Source organism: Carboxylicivirga marina (assembly GCF_016612505.1).
GTDB lineage: Bacteria > Bacteroidota > Bacteroidia > Bacteroidales > Marinilabiliaceae > Carboxylicivirga > Carboxylicivirga marina.
In genome coordinates this window covers 1-16617 of the sequence record NZ_JAENRR010000018.1, presented here as the reverse complement: position 1 = coordinate 16617, position 16617 = coordinate 1, and the positions used below count along the sequence as shown (strand labels likewise).

General features: G+C 38.5%; 12 protein-coding genes. 7 read left to right on the top strand and 5 right to left on the bottom strand.

Going from position 1 to position 16617, the window contains the following annotated elements; translation table 11 throughout:
• Position 1 precedes the first annotated feature (1 nt).
• Positions 2 to 2452: a type I DNA topoisomerase gene (gene topA, locus JIV24_RS09425; protein ID WP_200464782.1), complete on the bottom strand. Its 2451-nt coding sequence runs from the start codon at positions 2450 to 2452 to the stop codon at positions 2 to 4.
• 274 nt (positions 2453 to 2726) lie between these two features.
• Between topA and JIV24_RS09420 the strand changes: the two genes are divergently transcribed.
• On the top strand, positions 2727 to 5090 hold the full coding sequence (locus JIV24_RS09420; RefSeq protein ID WP_200464781.1) for a transglycosylase domain-containing protein: 2364 nt from the start codon (positions 2727 to 2729) through the stop codon (positions 5088 to 5090).
• Positions 5091 to 5298: 208 nt separating this feature from the next.
• Here the strand turns inward: JIV24_RS09420 and JIV24_RS09415 are convergent, their stop codons facing one another.
• The 4 genes from JIV24_RS09415 to JIV24_RS09400 all read right to left on the bottom strand — a co-directional run bounded on the left by JIV24_RS09415 (position 5299) and on the right by JIV24_RS09400 (position 9762).
• Positions 5299 to 6387, bottom strand: a complete 1089-nt coding sequence (locus JIV24_RS09415) for a 3-oxoacyl-ACP synthase III family protein (RefSeq protein WP_200464780.1) — start codon at positions 6385 to 6387, stop codon at positions 5299 to 5301.
• A 24-nt stretch (positions 6388 to 6411) separates the two neighbouring features.
• Entirely contained in the window at positions 6412 to 7173 is a 762-nt protein-coding gene (locus JIV24_RS09410) for a UDP-2,3-diacylglucosamine diphosphatase (protein ID WP_200464779.1), read from the bottom strand.
• A gap of 216 nt (positions 7174 to 7389) precedes the next feature.
• Positions 7390 to 8547, bottom strand: coding sequence for a TlpA disulfide reductase family protein (locus tag JIV24_RS09405; RefSeq protein ID WP_200464778.1), 1158 nt, complete (start codon positions 8545 to 8547; stop codon positions 7390 to 7392).
• A 69-nt stretch (positions 8548 to 8616) separates the two neighbouring features.
• Entirely contained in the window at positions 8617 to 9762 is a 1146-nt protein-coding gene (locus tag JIV24_RS09400) for a TlpA family protein disulfide reductase (protein ID WP_200464777.1), read from the bottom strand.
• Positions 9763 to 10021: 259 nt separating this feature from the next.
• Here JIV24_RS09400 and JIV24_RS09395 point away from each other — a divergent pair, with 259 nt between their 5' ends.
• From JIV24_RS09395 to JIV24_RS09370, 6 genes are all read left to right on the top strand, one after another.
• Positions 10022 to 11674: an AMP-binding protein gene (locus JIV24_RS09395; RefSeq protein ID WP_200464776.1), complete on the top strand. Its 1653-nt coding sequence runs from the start codon at positions 10022 to 10024 to the stop codon at positions 11672 to 11674.
• Between the two features lie 472 nt (positions 11675 to 12146).
• Positions 12147 to 13613: a phytoene desaturase family protein gene (locus JIV24_RS09390; RefSeq protein WP_234445772.1), complete on the top strand. Its 1467-nt coding sequence runs from the start codon at positions 12147 to 12149 to the stop codon at positions 13611 to 13613.
• Positions 13610 to 14446: a phytoene/squalene synthase family protein gene (locus JIV24_RS09385; RefSeq protein WP_200464775.1), complete on the top strand. Its 837-nt coding sequence runs from the start codon at positions 13610 to 13612 to the stop codon at positions 14444 to 14446. The genes JIV24_RS09390 and JIV24_RS09385 overlap by 4 nt, the downstream gene beginning before the upstream one ends.
• Positions 14446 to 14910, top strand: a complete 465-nt coding sequence (locus tag JIV24_RS09380; protein WP_200464774.1) for a hypothetical protein — start codon at positions 14446 to 14448, stop codon at positions 14908 to 14910. The genes JIV24_RS09385 and JIV24_RS09380 overlap by 1 nt, the downstream gene beginning before the upstream one ends.
• A complete protein-coding gene (locus JIV24_RS09375) occupies positions 14907 to 15371 on the top strand; it encodes a sterol desaturase family protein (protein ID WP_200464773.1) in 465 nt (154 codons plus the stop codon). Before JIV24_RS09380 ends, JIV24_RS09375 begins: the two co-directional genes overlap by 4 nt.
• A gap of 78 nt (positions 15372 to 15449) precedes the next feature.
• Positions 15450 to 16151 carry a lycopene cyclase domain-containing protein gene (locus JIV24_RS09370; protein WP_234445771.1) on the top strand — a complete coding sequence of 234 codons (702 nt, stop codon included), beginning with the start codon at positions 15450 to 15452 and terminating at the stop codon, positions 16149 to 16151.
• Positions 16152 to 16617 lie beyond the last annotated feature (466 nt).

The window sequence follows — 16617 nt, the reverse complement described above, 5'->3', positions numbered from 1 at the left end:
TTTATTTGGTTTTTTTAGCGCTAGCCTTCTTTTTTGTTGTTGCAGCCTTCTTAGTTGTTGCCTTCTTTTTAGTTGCAGTTGTTTTTTTTGCTGCAGCCTTAGAACCTTTTTTGGCTGTTTTAGTATCAGCTTCAATTAGAGCTTTGCACTCTTCCAAAGATAATTCTTCTGCATTCTTATCCTTAGGGATTTTATAATTCTTTTTCTCGAATTTAATAAAAGGTCCCCAGCGTCCGTTTAGGATTTGTAAATCAGGCTCTTCTTTAAATAACTTGATAATCTTCTTTAAATCCTCTTCTCGCTTGGTTTTGATTCGTTCAATAGATGTTTCCAAGTCGATTTCAAACGGATCGTCAACCCCTTTCTTAAGAGAGACAAATTTGCCATCGTGACGGATGTATGGGCCAAAACGACCGATGCCAATCACTACTACTTTATTTTCAAATTCGCCTAATGTGCGTGGTAATTTAAATAAATCCAGCGCTTCTTCGAGGGTGATGGTCTCCAAGTGCTGGCCTTTTCGTAGGGATGCAAATCGCGGTTTTTCGGCTTCTTCGTCTTCTGATGAAACACCTATTTGAGCTAAAGGTCCAAATCGACCAATTCGAACTGAGATTTGTTTTCCACTGGCTGGGTCAACGCCAAGAATTCGTTCGCCAGTACTTTTTTCTGATTGCTCCAGAGTTTCTTCAACCTTTACATGAAATGGCTTGTAAAAGTCATCAATAGACTTAGACCATTCAATATTTCCAAGTGCTACATCATCAAATTCTTTTTCAACTTTAGCTGTGAAATCGTAGGATACAACGTTGTCGAAGTATTTTATTAAGAAGTCATTTACTACCATTCCAATATCGGTAGGGAATAATTTGCTGCGCTCAGCTCCTGAAATCTCAGTTTTTTCACTCTCAACAAGTGGCTTACCTTTTTCTAACCAAATATGTTGGTAGACGCGTTCATTACCATCACGGTCTTCCTTCTCAACATAGCCTCTGTTTTGAATTGTAGAAATGGTTGGTGCGTAGGTAGATGGTCGTCCGATGCCTAGTTCTTCAAGCTTTCTTACCAAACTTGCTTCTGTGTATCGTGAAGGCTTTTGGCTCCATCGCTGACGAGCCTCAACATTTAACATGGCTAATTCGTCACCTTCGTTCATTGGTGGAAGTAATACACTGTTGCTGTCATCCTGCTCACCTTCTGAGTCAGTTGATTCGATATAAACTTTCAGGAATCCATCAAATTTGATGACTTCACCCGTTGCTAAAAACTTCTCGGTAGCACCATCAGAATTGATATGTATAATTGTTTTTTCGAGTTGTGCATCACTCATCTGTGAGGCAATGGTACGCTTCCAAATGAGTTCGTAAAGGCGTTTTTCCTGGGCTGAACCTGAAACGGTTTCTTTATCGAGGTATGTAGGACGGATGGCTTCGTGAGCTTCTTGTGCTCCTTTCGCTTTTGTCTTGTATTTTCTGATTTTCACATACTCGGCACCCATTTTCTCAGTAATTTGTGTCGAGGCCATGTTTAAGGCCAGGTCAGATAAATTCACCGAGTCGGTACGCATGTATGTTATCTTACCCGCTTCGTAAAGCTTTTGGGCAATGGACATTGTTTGAGAAACAGAATAACCTAATTTACGAGATGCTTCCTGCTGTAAAGTGGATGTTGTAAATGGTGCAGCAGGCGTTTTTTTCATTGGTTTCTTCTCTATTTGCGAAACCAGAAACTGGGCATCAGCACATTTTTCAACAAATGCACGTGTTTCATCCAGCGTATTAAAACGTTTGTTTAGTTCTGCTTTTAATTCTTTTACCCGACCTTGTTTATCAGTCACTTCAAAGAGTGCTGTAACACGGTAGGATGATGTAGGTTTGAATGCAAAAACCTCACGTTCGCGCTCAACAATAAGTCGAACAGCTACCGATTGAACCCTACCAGCAGATAATGACGGTTTTACTTTGCGCCATAGTACAGGAGATAGTTCAAAGCCTACCAGACGGTCAAGGACTCGTCTTGCTTGCTGGGCATTTACGAGATTAACATCAATCTTGCGCGGATTTTCAACGGCTTTTTGGATGGCATCTTTCGTAATCTCATGAAAAACAATCCTGCGAGTGTTTTCTTCTTTTAGCTCAAGCGTTTCAAACAAGTGCCATGCAATAGCCTCTCCTTCGCGGTCCTCATCGGAAGCGAGCCATACCATCTTGGCACCTTTAGCGAGTTGTTTTAATTCTTTAACCACATCTTTCTTGTCTGAAGAGACAATGTAGTCTGGTTGATAATTATTATTTATATCGACGCCAAAATCACTTTTAGATAAATCCCGGATATGACCATAGCTGGATTTCACCAAAAAGTCTTTGCCTAAAAACTTCTCAATGGTTTTTGCTTTTGCCGGTGACTCGACTATCACCAAATTCTCTTCTGTAACCGTTGTTTTTTTACCCATCTCTCTTATGTCTTACAAACACCACTTATTCTTAAAGCACGCAAAATTATACAAAATTGCCACAATGTTAAAAAATGAAAACGCTTTACGCAAACCTTATCCTGGCTCTATCAATCAAATTTTACTATTTTTACACCAAAATATCAATTATTGGTGCGAATTGCGCGTGTTGTGTTACCGATGAATAAAAAGAGTAATAAATAAAAATTTTACTATTTTTTTAATAGAGCTACACCAATAAGTAAACTAAGTATTATAAACTATCCTGTAACTGATGAATCAAGCAAAATCAAAATATCGCAAACTGATAGTAATATTTTGGATAATAGTGGTAGGAGGCATACTGTCTGTATTCACACTCTTTACGATGATATCTTACGGTATGCTTGGCTTCATGCCTACTTTTGAGGAATTGGAAAATCCCAAGAGTAACTTGGCTACCGAAGTCATTTCAAGCGATCAGCAATTATTAGGAAATTATTTTCGTGAAAACAGAAGCTTTAGTCTTTATGAAGAGTTGTCGCCAAATATTATTAATGCCTTGGTGGCCACAGAAGATGTTCGTTTTCATGATCATTCGGGAGTGGATGCTCGCGGTTTGGCAAGGGTGATGTTTCGTACCATCATTATGCAGGATCAAAGTTCGGGTGGGGGTAGTACCATAACTCAGCAATTAGCCAAGTTGCTATTTCATGGTCAGGCAGCAAGTACCATCGAACGGGCGTTTCAAAAACTAAAGGAGTGGGTTATTGCAGTTAAGCTTGAGCGAAGTTATACCAAGGAAGAGATATTGACGATGTACCTTAATAAAGCTGAGTTTATTTACGATGCTTATGGTATTAAGAGTGCAGCTCAAACTTTTTTTGATACAAGCACTGATTCCATTAAAGTGGAAGAAGCTGCGGTTATTATCGGGATGCTTAAAAACCCGGCCTTATATAATCCTGTACGACGTCCTGAGTTGACTCAAGACAGACGTAATGTAGTGCTTCATCAGATGTTGAAAGCACAATTTTTATCGCAAGATGAGTATGACTCCATTTCGGTGATGCCTTTGGCTTTAAAGTTTAATAGAGCTGATCATAAAGAAGGACCAGCTCCTTATTTTAGAGAATATTTACGCTTGGCTTTAAACGCGAGTGAGCCTCAACGAGAGCAATATCCGTCATGGATGGAGGACAAGTTTTTGGAGGATAGTGTACGTTATCTTAATGATCCACTTTATGGCTGGATTAATAAAAATTATCGTCCTGATGGCACCAAATACGATATCTATAAAGACGGATTAAAGATTTACACGACTATTGATTCGCGCATGCAGCATTATGCCGAAGAAGCAGTTAAAAATCATTTAAGTAAGGATATACAACCAAAGTTTTTTGATGAAAAACGTAATCAGCCAGGAGCTCCTTATACCGAGGATTTGTCAGAGGAAGATTATGAAAAGATTATTGATCGAGCCATAAAAAATACCGATCGTTATCGTTCATTAAAGCGTAATGGGGCCGACATGGATAGTGTGATGCGCGTATTTAATACAAAATACGACATGGAAGTGTTTACCTGGGAGGGCGAACGTGATACTTTGATGACGCCTTTGGATTCAATTCATCACTACAAATTTTTCTTACGTGCCGGTATGATTTCAATCGATCCATTATCAGGCCATGTTAAGGCTTACGTTGGAGGCCCCAATTTTAAGCATTTCATGTATGATATGGCCGGTAAAGGTAAACGCCAGGTAGGATCGACCATAAAACCATTTGTATATACTTTGGCGATGCAAGAAGGCTTTACACCTTGCGACCTGGTGCCAAATATTGCGCAGACTTTTTATTTGGGCGGAGGTAAAACCTGGACGCCACGAAATAGTGGTAGCGCCCGTGCCGGTGAGATGGTGACCTTGAAATGGGGACTGGCCAATTCAAATAATAATATTACAGCCTGGGTGATGAAGCAGTTTAATCCTCGTGCTGTGGCCAATACAATTAGCGAATTAGGGATTAAAAGTCACATGGATGCCGTTCCTGCATTATGCTTGGGAACACCTGATTTTGGTTTGATGGAGATGACCTCCTCGTACTGTACTTTTGCTAATAAAGGGGTGCATATTGAGCCAATGATTGTAACACGTATTGAAGATCGATACGGTAATGTGATAAGTGATTTCCATCCGGATAAGAGGGAAGCGATTAGTGAGCCTACCGCCTTTTTAATGCTCAATCTTCTGCAAGGTGTGGTTAATCAGGGAACCGGTGGGCGTTTGCGTCATACTTATAATATGTATGGTCAGATAGGTGGTAAAACCGGAACAACGCAAAACCATTCCGATGGCTGGTTTATGGGTGTTACACCGCAATTAGTAACTGGAGTATGGGTTGGTGGTGAAGATCGCGATATTCATTTCGATGGGATTCGATTAGGACAGGGAGCTAATATGGCCTTACCAATTTTTGCTTTGTTCATGAAGGATGTGTATGCCAATGAAGAAATTGGAATCACTGAAGAGGATGTATTTGAAGAGCCACTTAACTTCTACGTTAATATGGACTGTAACCAGCAGGCACAACAAGTGCGTGAACAACAGGAGGGTGATGCTCAGGAAGAAGAATTAAAGAATGAAGAGGAGTTCTTTTAGAAAGAAATTCTGATAAAAATATAAAGAGCAGCTTGAAAATCAGGCTGCTCTTTTGCTTTGTATTTGTTCAATTAAATAATAGTTTTTGTTTAAACATGCAATTGAATTAACAGAACTTACCATTGTTTTGGCTGATAAGTAGCTTATATTGACTGTCCTATTGGCTGTTTTACATCTATTATCTAACGATTCTATTGATCTTTGTAGATTAAGGCATCTTGTACATAAATGCATTGATATTCATGCCGGCACCTACCGAAGTCATCATAACGTTGTCACCACTTTCAAGCGAATGGCCTTCGAGCTTATTTTTGCAAATTAAGTCGAAAAGAGTTGGTACTGTTGCCACACTACTGTTACCTAGTTCGCTAATGGTCATTGGCATTACGTTAAAATCAACATTGCGTTCACCATACAAGCGGAATAAACGCTTTAATATTGCTTCATCCATCTTAGCGTTGGCTTGGTGGATAAGTACTTTTTTAACATCGGAAAGCGTCATCTCATTTTTATCAAGACACTCCTTTGCCAATTGTGGTACATTAGTTAGGGCGTAGTTATATAAACGACGACCATACATCTTAAGAAACAGGTTTTCTCCTTTTAGTGCTTCATTGTATGGATTATCCATGCGTAGCAGGTCGATGTGTTCTTCCGTATCTGTTTGAACAGCATGCTTTAAAATACCAACAGGCGTTTCGCTTTCACATGCTTCCAGCAATACTGCACCGGCACCATCAGCAAATATCATCGAATCTCTGTCGTGAGGCTCCATGGCTCGGCTTAATGTATCAGCCCCTATTATTAAGGCGCTTTTGGCATCACCCGATTTAATGTAATAGTTGGCCTGAATCATGGCCTGAGTCCAACCTGGACAACCAAACGTGATGTCATAAGCAATGGTTTTAGGATTTTTAATGCCTAATTTATGCTTTACACGAGATGCCAGTGTTGGTAGAATGTCAGGATAAATAGTGCCATGACGCATATCGCCCAGGTTGTGTGCTACAATTATGTAGTCAAGTTTTTCCTGATCAAACCCTGCATCCTCCAAAGCCGCCTTTCCGGCAAACATGGCTAAGTCAGATGTTACATGATTTTTCTCGGCACATCGTCTTTCGGCGATATCGGTGATTTGCTCAAACTTTTCAACAACCACTTGTCCTTCAGTTTCGATAATGGTACCATCATCATTGTAAAAGGTGTTGCTGATAAAGTCGGCATTTGCTTTAACTACTGGTGGAATATAGCTTCCCGTTCCGGTAGCTACCGCATAAATCTCAGCCTTTGAATTCATTTTTACTATTTTTCTAATATCAAACTATTCGTGCTTATCGAAATATTTTAACTCCATAGTGTGTCCATCAAAAACACCGTAAGAGAAATGTTGTATCCAGTCGCCTAAAAACACCAATTGGCTGTCTGGTCCCACACCGACCGTTCGAGCCACATGTCGATGACCAAATACAAAATAATCGATTGCTTCTTTCTTTATATACTCTTTGGCATACAGCACCGCAAACTCCTCGTCATCGCCAAGGTAACGGTCGCCATATGTTTTATTGTTCTTTTCACGACTTTTGCCCGACCAGAAATCAGCTAAGCCAATTCCACAGTTAGGGTGTATTCTGGCAAACAACCATTGTGCCAGTTTGTTTGTGAAAACAGATTTTAAAAAATTATAGTGGCGATCGTAATTACCCAGACCATCACCATGCGCTAAAAAAAGTCTTTTGTTATTAATGGTTCTGATTTCCGGTTGCCGATACACTTTAACACCACATTCATTTTCCAGATAGTCAAATAGCCAGATGTCATGATTGCCGGTAAAAAAATGAACCGGCACGCCGCTATCTGTTATCTCAGATAATTTGCCAAGAAAGCGCGTGAACCCACGTGGAACGACTTTTTTGTATTCAAACCAAAAGTCGAATATGTCGCCCATCAAATATATTTCAGATGCTTTGTCTTTTACAAAGTCCAGCCACGAAACAAATCGTTTCTCATGGGTACGGTGGTTTTTTATACCAGGCGCACCAAGGTGTACATCTGAGGCAAAATATATCTTTTTCGCAGTTTCCAATTATGTTATTTAGCTTTTTGTGACGGCAAAGATATTAGAAAAATCAAGTTTCTCCTAACTTAAAATTGTTGTAAACAATTGTTGAACAAACATATAAAATAGTCGAAACCTATTTGCTCTTTGTATAATTGATGATAGTTTTTTGTAATTCGTTGATAATTAAAAAGCCGCAATCGATATGATTACGGCTTTTGCTATATTTTCTGTGAAGAAATCCTACAAAATATCTGTCAACTTATCACTTAATCGGTTACCAAATAAATTCTTACCAATAATTTCGCCTTGTGGGCTTATGATATAGTTAGCAGGTAATTGCTTTACATTGTAAAGTTGTGCCGGAAATGAGTTAGTGTAACGTAAGTCACTTACATCAATCCAGTTGTATCCTTCGTTTTTGATTGCACTCTCCCAAAGTACTTTACTTTTATCTAAGGAAATAGAGTACACTTCAAGACCTTTACTCTTGTATTTAGTGTGCATTTTTTTCAGATGACGATTAGCAGCCACCGATTTTTCATCCCAAGAAGCCCAAAAGTTAACAATGATTGTTTTGCCCTCAAGTGATGAAAGTTTAATGGTGTCACCTTGAATGTTTGGCGCTTCAATGTCAACATAGCCACTTTCTGAAGCTGAAGATGCTAGCAAATCATTGGTAAATTTCTGACGTTGCTGCTGTACTTTTGCACCTAATACGTAGTTATAAAGGTGGCTTGCTCTTTCCGATTCAGGAAAGTAAAGGTTTAAGCTTGTGGCAAGTGTTGAAAAATATACTTGATCTTTTTTATTATAAACATCTAATACTACCGAGTTATCGTCCAGATTTTGAAACAATGCATAGTAACCTGCAAATGAACGAGGATTTTCCATAATAAACTCACCAACAAAAGCTTTGTGAGCTTGCAGTTTTTGTTCATATTCAGCCTCCAGTTCAGCCTTAAGTTCTTTGTCAGATGATGCCTTGTACTTGGCCACTAATGTGTTTAATTCTTTATTAAGCTTGCGGATTCGTTTGTTGAACATTTGAATGTAAACCGAACCAATTGAATTACGCAACTGGTAGGTTGTTTCAAGATTTTTGGCATCAGCATTTACAATTACTGTTTCAGTTGTATCTGCCAATAAAGTAATGTAATTGTTAGTGCTTAGTTTAAGAATTAAAAAAGTAGGTTCGGCCAAGCGCTCTTGTTTAAACTCAAAGTCACCATTTTTTATCTTAAAAGAATCTACAGTTACGGTTTCATTCAAATCCATTCGTTGCAGATAGAGCACCTTATCTTTTGCTCCTTCAATATGACCACTTACCGTATATTTATCTTTGCTGGTACATGCACCAGTCAGTATAATAATCAGAAGTAAAAACAGTCCCTGTTTCATATTTTGTATCAATTGATTTTATTAGTTTGTTCCGTTATTTCATTAGAAATAAATCGCCCAAATATAGGATTAATTTTTTATTAATTGTTGAATGGCGGGCTTTAGCTCTTCCAGCTCCTGAGTGCGTTTCACAATAACTCGCTTATCATCCAGTAAGAGCAGTTGTGGTATGTTGGTTAATCCAAAATCATTAAACAGAGGCGACTCTTTACCTTTTAAATCGGATAGGTGGAGTAATGCCAGCCGATCTTGTTTAATGGCTTCTAGCCAGCCTTCGCGATTATTGTCAAACGAGATCATATAAACCTGCAAGCCTTGTCGTCTGTATGAGCGTGTCCAACGCATCAACTGTTTGCTTATTATGCGCGAGTGATTGTCATCTGATTTCCATAAGACAAGTAATGATGCTTGATGAATTAAAGTGTCAAGTAAAACATTTTTCCCCCAAGCATCTGGTATGCTAACCGATGGCAATATCCGACCTTCTTTAGTTAAAGCGTTAAACAAATTTCGATTCATAATAGAATCAACGCTGGCAGAAAATTGTTTTACCGGCACATATGAACCATATTGCCCCACGAGTTGATTTCTTATTTCATAAATTAAGTCTGCTTCAACTTCATGGTTATAAATTTTATGATTGCCTGCCGATAGTTGGACAGCCAATAGTGGTAATAAGGTGTTTCGATGATTCTTAATAACACGATTAATTTCTTTCTTTTTTCTATTGATTGCTACATTAATAGAAGTGTAAATTGAATCGCGTACACGTATATAGTCACTACTTAATACTGAATCAGGAATATGTGCCGAGATGGCGTTTATCTCGTTTTCTAGTTTAAGCGAAGCTTCCTGGCATTTCCATAGTGCCTTAGTTGTTTCATTTCCATTAATTGTGAGATTAGGTTGAGCTGTGTTAAAATTGCCACTGATTGAAAAAGGCAAGGTGCCACTAATGATTAGCTTCGAAATTGGTTTATTGTTAATTCGAAGTTCATAAATGCCTTCAGGAACTGAATCCTTTATAAACATTAGCTTTTTGCTTTCTTCGTCGATGATTGCTTTGTCAAATAACTGATAGTTATTTTTTAGAATGTATAGTTCGGCATTACTCAAAAGCTTACCATTAGACTTTAAAGTCAAATAGGGCGTTTTTTGAGGATTTGAGCATGCAGCTAGCAATAGCGCAAACAGAAAAATTAGATAGTGCTTCATAGAGGTGAAGTTTACGCAAAAATATAAAAAAGAAGCCACAATGATAAAGAATTATCAGGGGCAATGAGTTTAGTTATGCCTTTTGTTAAAAGTGGAATCTAATGATTATTCTAATTATATTGACGTGATATTGACTGATTTAAGCTGTTCGATTAGGCTTTTACAGAATATTGAATAAGTATGGTCGGACATTTAATAATTCAAATCTCCATTGTATGATGGCGTTTGAATACTTGATGATATAGAAAAACAACCATAAATGGAAAATAACGGATACTTGAGCTATGTGGAGTCAGCTCTGTCAAATTATGGCAATTTAAGAGCTTTTAGTGACTTTCAGGGAGAGACAATTAACTACAATCAGGTAGGCGAACGAATTGTTGGTATTCACCAATTATACAAAGATTTGGGTATTAACAGGGGCGATAAAGTCGCTTTGATAGGTCGAAATATGACCAGTTGGGCTGTGGTTTACCTGGGAACCATTACATATGGTGCTGTGATTGTTCCGATTCTCCCCGATTTTAATTCAGCCGATATTCATCACATTGTCAATCATTCTGAGTCAAAGCTTTTATTCTCAACTGATTTACTTTTTGATAAACTTGATGAAACAAAAATGAAATGCCTGATGGGTATTGTATCTATTAATCAGTGTGTTTCATTAGTTGACCATGTTGGTGGCAAACTTTCTGAAAGCGTTGAGAAGATAAAGCCAATGTTTAAAGGCGATGGCAACAGCTTTAAGTCGGAGCAGTTATTTTTTCCTAAGATAGAATCAGAAGCTTTAATGGTACTGTCGTATACTTCCGGGACGTCAGGCTTTTCGAAAGGAGTGTTATTACCACATCGAAGCATTTGGTCTAACATCAAATATGCGCAGGAACACCTGCTATTGAAACCCGAAGAAAGGGTAGTGTCATTTTTGCCTTTAGCTCATGCGTATGGATGTTTATTCGAATTCTTGTGGCCTTTTACCATGGGTTGTCATATAACTTTTTTAACGCGTACACCATCACCACAAATAATAACTGAAGCTTTCCGAAAAGTGAAGCCACATATCATTTTATCGGTACCTCTTATTCTGGAAAAGATTTTTAAGAAGCGTGTTCAGCCTCAACTGGAAGAGCCTAAGGTGAAGGCACTACTGAAAATCCCAGGACTTAATAAAATAGTGTATAGAAAAGTGAAAAAGAAGTTGGTGGATGTATTTGGTGGCGAATTTCGTGAAATCATAATTGGAGGAGCGGCACTCAATAAAGATGTTGAGAACTTCCTACGTAAAATAGATTTTCCATTTACCATAGGCTATGGAATGACTGAGTGTGGTCCATTAATTAGTTATGCGCCATGGACCGAATCGCGCAAGTTCTCAGCAGGTGAACTGGTTGATCGTATGGAGATGAAAATAGACTCGAAGGATCCATATAATGAGGTAGGAGAAATAATGGTGAAAGGAGATAACACTTTACTGGGTTATTATAAAAACAAAGAAGCTACAGATGAGATATTTGATGCCAATGGCTGGTTGCATACCGGTGATCTGGGCGTGATTGACGAGCAAAATTTCATTTATATCAAGGGGAGAAGTAAAAATGTGTTACTGGGCGCCTCAGGTCAAAATATTTACCCTGAAGAGATTGAAGCATGCATTAACTCAATGGAATATGTTCAGGAATGTTTAGTACGCGATAACGACGGGCAGTTAGAAGCTTTAATTTATCCTGATTACGAAGCTACAGATGCAGAGAAGTTAACAAAGCAAAGTATTGAAGCAAAACTCCAGGAGGTTAAGTCAGCGGCCAACAAAATATTACCAGCTTACATGAATATTCAGCAAGTAACATTGTTTCCTGAGGAATTTGAAAAAACACCTAAGAAAAGCATTAAACGCTATAAGTATACGAAGTGACATTAATTGTCATGGTAATCGCATTTAAGAAATTGTTTTTACAACTCAAGCCGTTGGGGCTTCCCCTTTTTGCCTTCAGCTCAAAAAGGGGAGAAAAAAGCCGCCGACCGAAACACTCGTTTACCCATTATGGCAGCGCTGCGGGAAAAATTTAAAGAATAACAGCTTGGTATCAAATTTTTCTTCCTTTCGCTTATGCCAATGGGGCCCAAACTACATTGTTTATGTCGGTAAAACAATAACAAATCGCCATTAATAATTTAAATGCGATTGCAGTATATTAATTGATTATTAGATTAATAAAAACAACCTGATAGAACTAGATAAAGCGCAGACCACTCGATTTTCGGGTGGTTTTTTTGTGTCCAATTGACAAATGAGATAAAAAGGTCTATAATGATGAACCTTTTGCGATTAGGCTATGTTTATCGAATATGCAAAAATACTAAACGCATCTTATTAATTCTTGATAATGAGTAAGAAAGTAGTTCTTCTTGGAGCCGGGTTTTCGTCTTTATCGGCTAGTTGTTATCTGGCCAAAGCAGGCTATGACGTTACCATTCTGGAGAAAAACGATGCTGTTGGAGGTCGCGCACGGCAGCTTAAACGCGATGGTTTCACATTTGATATGGGACCAAGCTTTTATTGGATGCCCGATGTATTTGAGCGATTCTTTTCTGATTTTGGTGCCAATGTATTGGACTATTATCATTTAATACGATTATCACCTTCTTATTCGGTTTGCTTTGGCGAACAGGATTTTTTGACCATGGATGCTGACTTTTCGGACGTTAAACAAACATTTGATAAGATTGAGCCGGGTAGTGGACGTCAATTGGAGAAATTTCTGAGCAAGGCCGAAAGCAATTATAACATAGCCGTGAAGGATCTGGTTTATCAGCCAGGCGAAAGTGTTTTTGAAGTTGTTAATTTAGAAACCATCAAGCGCCTGGGTGCTTTTACCAAGTCTATTAGCAAACAGGTTAGTCAGTATGTTAAGAATGATAAGCTTCGTAAAATCCTGGAGTTTCCTGTGTTGTTTTTGGGGGCTAAGCCCTCTTCCACGCCCTCTTTTTACAATTTCATGAATTATGCCGATTTTAAATTAGGTACATGGCATCCGCAAGGAGGTATGTTTGTGGTAGCTGATGCCATGCGCCGCCTGGCAGAGAGTCTAGGTGTTAAAATTCGTGTTAATACTCCTGTAAATGAATTAGTAATAGAAAACAATCAGGTGAAAAAAGTGATGGCAGGAGATGAGGAATTTACACCTGATATTGTGCTAAGTGGTGCCGATTATCATCATACCGAGCAGTTACTACCCAAAGCCGCTCGTCAATATTCTGAGAAGTATTGGGACGATAAGACCTTTGCACCATCAGCCCTCTTATTTTATGTTGGCTTTGATAAAAAGATAGAGCATCTGGCGCATCATAGTTTATTCTTTGATGTGGATTTTAATAAGCACGCTTCAGCCATTTATGATGAACCGTCCTATCCTGATAAACCATTGTTTTATGCCAGTTTTCCATCCATGTCGGATGAAACAGTTGCGCCACAAGGCCAAGAAGCCGGAATTTTTCTGATCCCATTAGCACCCGGATTGCATGATTCACCAGCTATCCGAGAACGGTATTTTGATATTATTCTCAATCGAATAGAAGAAACGACCAAACAAAATCTTCGTACTCATGTTTTGTTTAAAGAATCGTTTAGTGTAAGTGATTTCGTTGCAACGTACAATTCTTACAAAGGAAATGCTTACGGATTGGCTAATACCTTACTGCAAACGCATGTATTGAGACCTAAATTAAGAAGCCGAAAGGTAAAAAACTTGTTTTTTACCGGACAGCTTACTGTGCCAGGACCCGGAGTACCACCATCATTGATTTCGGGCAAGATTGTGAGTGATTTAATTATTAAACATCATGCACCATGAAGCAATTATTCGATTCATCGAGTTATAACTGTAGCCGATTAGTGACACGTGCCTACAGTACTTCCTTTTCCAAAGCAATAACTTTATTGGCGCCATCTATAAGGCCTGCTATCTATGCTATTTATGGTTATGTGCGTTATGCCGATGAAATTGTTGATACTTTCGACGGTTATAATCAAAGTGAACTTCTGCTGGAGTTTGAAGAGAACTACGAAAAAGCCCTGAAGCGGCGCATAAGTATGAATCCAATTTTAAATGCTTTTCAGGAAGTGGTTCACCAATACCGTTTGTACGATTTAGTGCATTCGTTTATGGACAGTATGAAGATGGATTTATACAAATCGGAATACACCACGGCAGAGGAATATGCCGATTATATTTATGGTTCGGCCGATGTGGTAGGCCTTATGTGTCTGAAGGTATTTGTAAAAGGCGATGAAAAGCATTACGAAGAACTAAGACCATCGGCTATGCGACTCGGATCGGCCTTTCAGAAGGTGAACTTTCTTCGGGATTATAAAGATGATGTGGAAGGATTGGGACGTTCGTATTTCCCAAACCTAAAAAACACATATCTGGATAACGATACTAAGCGGGAAATTATTAAAGATATTGAGGCCGATTTTGCTGAAGCCTATAAAGGTGTGGTACAACTGCCAATGGAAGCACGGTTGGGAGTTTATCTGGCCTATCGCTACTACAAGCGTTTGCTGCAAGAGTTAAAAGTAGCCGATAGTAAGCGCATTCGTAAAGAACGTATACGCATTAATAATCTCCTGAAATTGGAAATATTGGTTGAATCCTACTTGCGCTACAAGATAAATGCTATCTGATGCGATGCCTGATGGTCATAGGGCTTATGTTGAGTGTTCATTTGCTGTTTGCCAATGATATAGATGTGGTACGCAAGCAATTTCACGAAATTAAAGATGAGGAAACTTTAAAGGCATTTCTGAAAATGGCTTCAGCCATTGAGGATAATAAAGTGATTCCCTATAAAGAAGCTGCAGCCATGCGACAGGCAGAGTTTACGGCTAACCTTTTTAAAAAACTCAAATTTTTCAACGCAGGCAAGGAGCAACTGGAGACCTACATCAAGTCAAATCCCTTTGATATTGAAGCACGATACATTAGGGCTTTAATACAACACGATGTGCCGGCTATATTGAATTACAATGAGCATTTTGAGACCGATGTAAAATATGTACTCGATAACATTGATGCCAGCGAACTTTCAAACGATTACAAACGACTGATGAAAGAAACACTTACGAATCTTAAAAACGCCCCGTTATGATAGTTCTATTCATCCTTATTACCTTTTGTACTTTCGTGTTTATGGAAGGTGTTACCTGGTTCACCCATAAATTTATCATGCATGGTTTCTTATGGGTATTACACGAAGATCATCATTACCCACGCAAAGGGCAGGTCTTTCAAAAAAACGATAGTTTCTTCTTCATATTTGCCACGCCCAGTATTCTGCTTTTTTATTTTGGTATTAACCCATCACTCAATTATACGTTTTTCATAGGTCTGGGCATTTTATTTTATGGGATGGCTTATTTCCTGGTGCACGATGTGTTTATTCATCAACGTTTCTCCTGGTTGTCAAATGTGCAGCACCCCTATTTTTTAGGATTACGACGTGCACACGGCAGTCACCATACCGGTGGTAAATGTTTTGGCATGCTATGGGTGCCCCGTCAATTTATTAGAGAAGCCAAAGAAAATACTTTGTTGGCTAATGAGAATTAAGCTTTTTGCCGATAGAACACAGGCTCTAAGCCACCGAATGAGTTAATGCCTCAATTTTATTGGAAAGACCGCATCAGTATGGAAATTAAAAATTACACCTATTTGTTTATCAATCTGGCTTGTATAGCCATCCCATTGGTGGCTAGTTTTTATCCAAAACATTCTTTTTTTAAAGAGTGGCCTTATTTTCTGCCGGCCAACATAGTAGTAGCTACTCTTTTTATTATCTGGGATTATTTCTTTACAGCAATGGGTATATGGGGTTTTAACCCTGATTACCTGACTGAATTATACCTCTTCAACTTGCCACTGGAAGAAGTCCTGTTTTTTTTCGCCATACCTTATGCCTGTGTCTTTACATGGTTTTCGATTAACTACCTGGTTAAGAATAATCCTCTAAAACGCTACCAGGCTGCTATTACCATCTCATTAGCCATTTTGTTTATACTGGTGGGTATTGGCTTTTGGGGCAAATGGTATACCTCCTTAACAGCACTTCTGGCCGGTACTTATCTACTTGTGGCATTTTATAAAAAGCGCAATCTGTCGTATGTGTATCTGTCTTACATTATTGTGTTGCCATTTTTTTTTATGAGTAACGGACTGCTAACTGGCAGCCTGCTTGATGAGCCCATCGTTTGGTATGACAACACGTACAATTTGGACTTACGCATAGGCACCATCCCAATCGAAGATAGTGTGTATGGTTTTTTATTGGTGTTGATGAATATTGATTTGTATCAATGGTTGAAGGGAAAGTTGAGTGCTGAAAAAGTGTAGGGCTTCCTTTTATTATCGAATAAGCCCCTGAAAAACTGGAGGTGCTTATTTTTATGTCAAAAATGCTTCTACAGTTTTTCAGAATACCATGTGTTTAAGAAAACAGCATCTACAGTTTTTAATGTGTTCATTTAATCGTAGAATTAAACCCTGCACTTTGTGAGGGCTTTCGTTTTTTGCCGAACGAACTGTTTTAATTTTGCAGAAAGGGTTCATGAATCCATTTCTATCTTTTTTTAATGGTACACAGTGTAGGTAGACGGAATTGATTAAAACGGTAATTTAATTACTAAAATCATTTCAATTTATTTTGTATTTATTCACTAGCCTCCGAAAGTTTTAATAAAACGTACAAAAACATAGTAGAAGCCCAATGTTTAGGTTAAAAAACAAAGATTATCCAGAAAATAAGTTTTGCTCAAAGGTCATTTTCATTTGATTCGGCGGTTTAACTTTGCGGACACCC

Excerpts from the sequence above, each read along its gene's own strand:
- topA (WP_200464782.1), bottom strand. The coding sequence starts at position 2,452 with ATGGGTAAAAAAACAACGGTTACAGAAGAGAATTTGGTGATAGTCGAG.
- JIV24_RS09420 (WP_200464781.1), top strand. The coding sequence starts at position 2,727 with ATGAATCAAGCAAAATCAAAATATCGCAAACTGATAGTAATATTTTGG.
- JIV24_RS09415 (WP_200464780.1), bottom strand. The coding sequence starts at position 6,387 with ATGAATTCAAAGGCTGAGATTTATGCGGTAGCTACCGGAACGGGAAGC.
- JIV24_RS09405 (WP_200464778.1), bottom strand. The coding sequence starts at position 8,547 with ATGAAACAGGGACTGTTTTTACTTCTGATTATTATACTGACTGGTGCA.
- JIV24_RS09400 (WP_200464777.1), bottom strand. The coding sequence starts at position 9,762 with ATGAAGCACTATCTAATTTTTCTGTTTGCGCTATTGCTAGCTGCATGC.
- JIV24_RS09395 (WP_200464776.1), top strand. The coding sequence starts at position 10,022 with ATGGAAAATAACGGATACTTGAGCTATGTGGAGTCAGCTCTGTCAAAT.
- JIV24_RS09390 (WP_234445772.1), top strand. The coding sequence starts at position 12,147 with ATGAGTAAGAAAGTAGTTCTTCTTGGAGCCGGGTTTTCGTCTTTATCG.
- JIV24_RS09385 (WP_200464775.1), top strand. The coding sequence starts at position 13,610 with ATGAAGCAATTATTCGATTCATCGAGTTATAACTGTAGCCGATTAGTG.
- JIV24_RS09380 (WP_200464774.1), top strand. The coding sequence starts at position 14,446 with ATGCGATGCCTGATGGTCATAGGGCTTATGTTGAGTGTTCATTTGCTG.
- JIV24_RS09375 (WP_200464773.1), top strand. The coding sequence starts at position 14,907 with ATGATAGTTCTATTCATCCTTATTACCTTTTGTACTTTCGTGTTTATG.
- JIV24_RS09370 (WP_234445771.1), top strand. The coding sequence starts at position 15,450 with ATGGAAATTAAAAATTACACCTATTTGTTTATCAATCTGGCTTGTATA.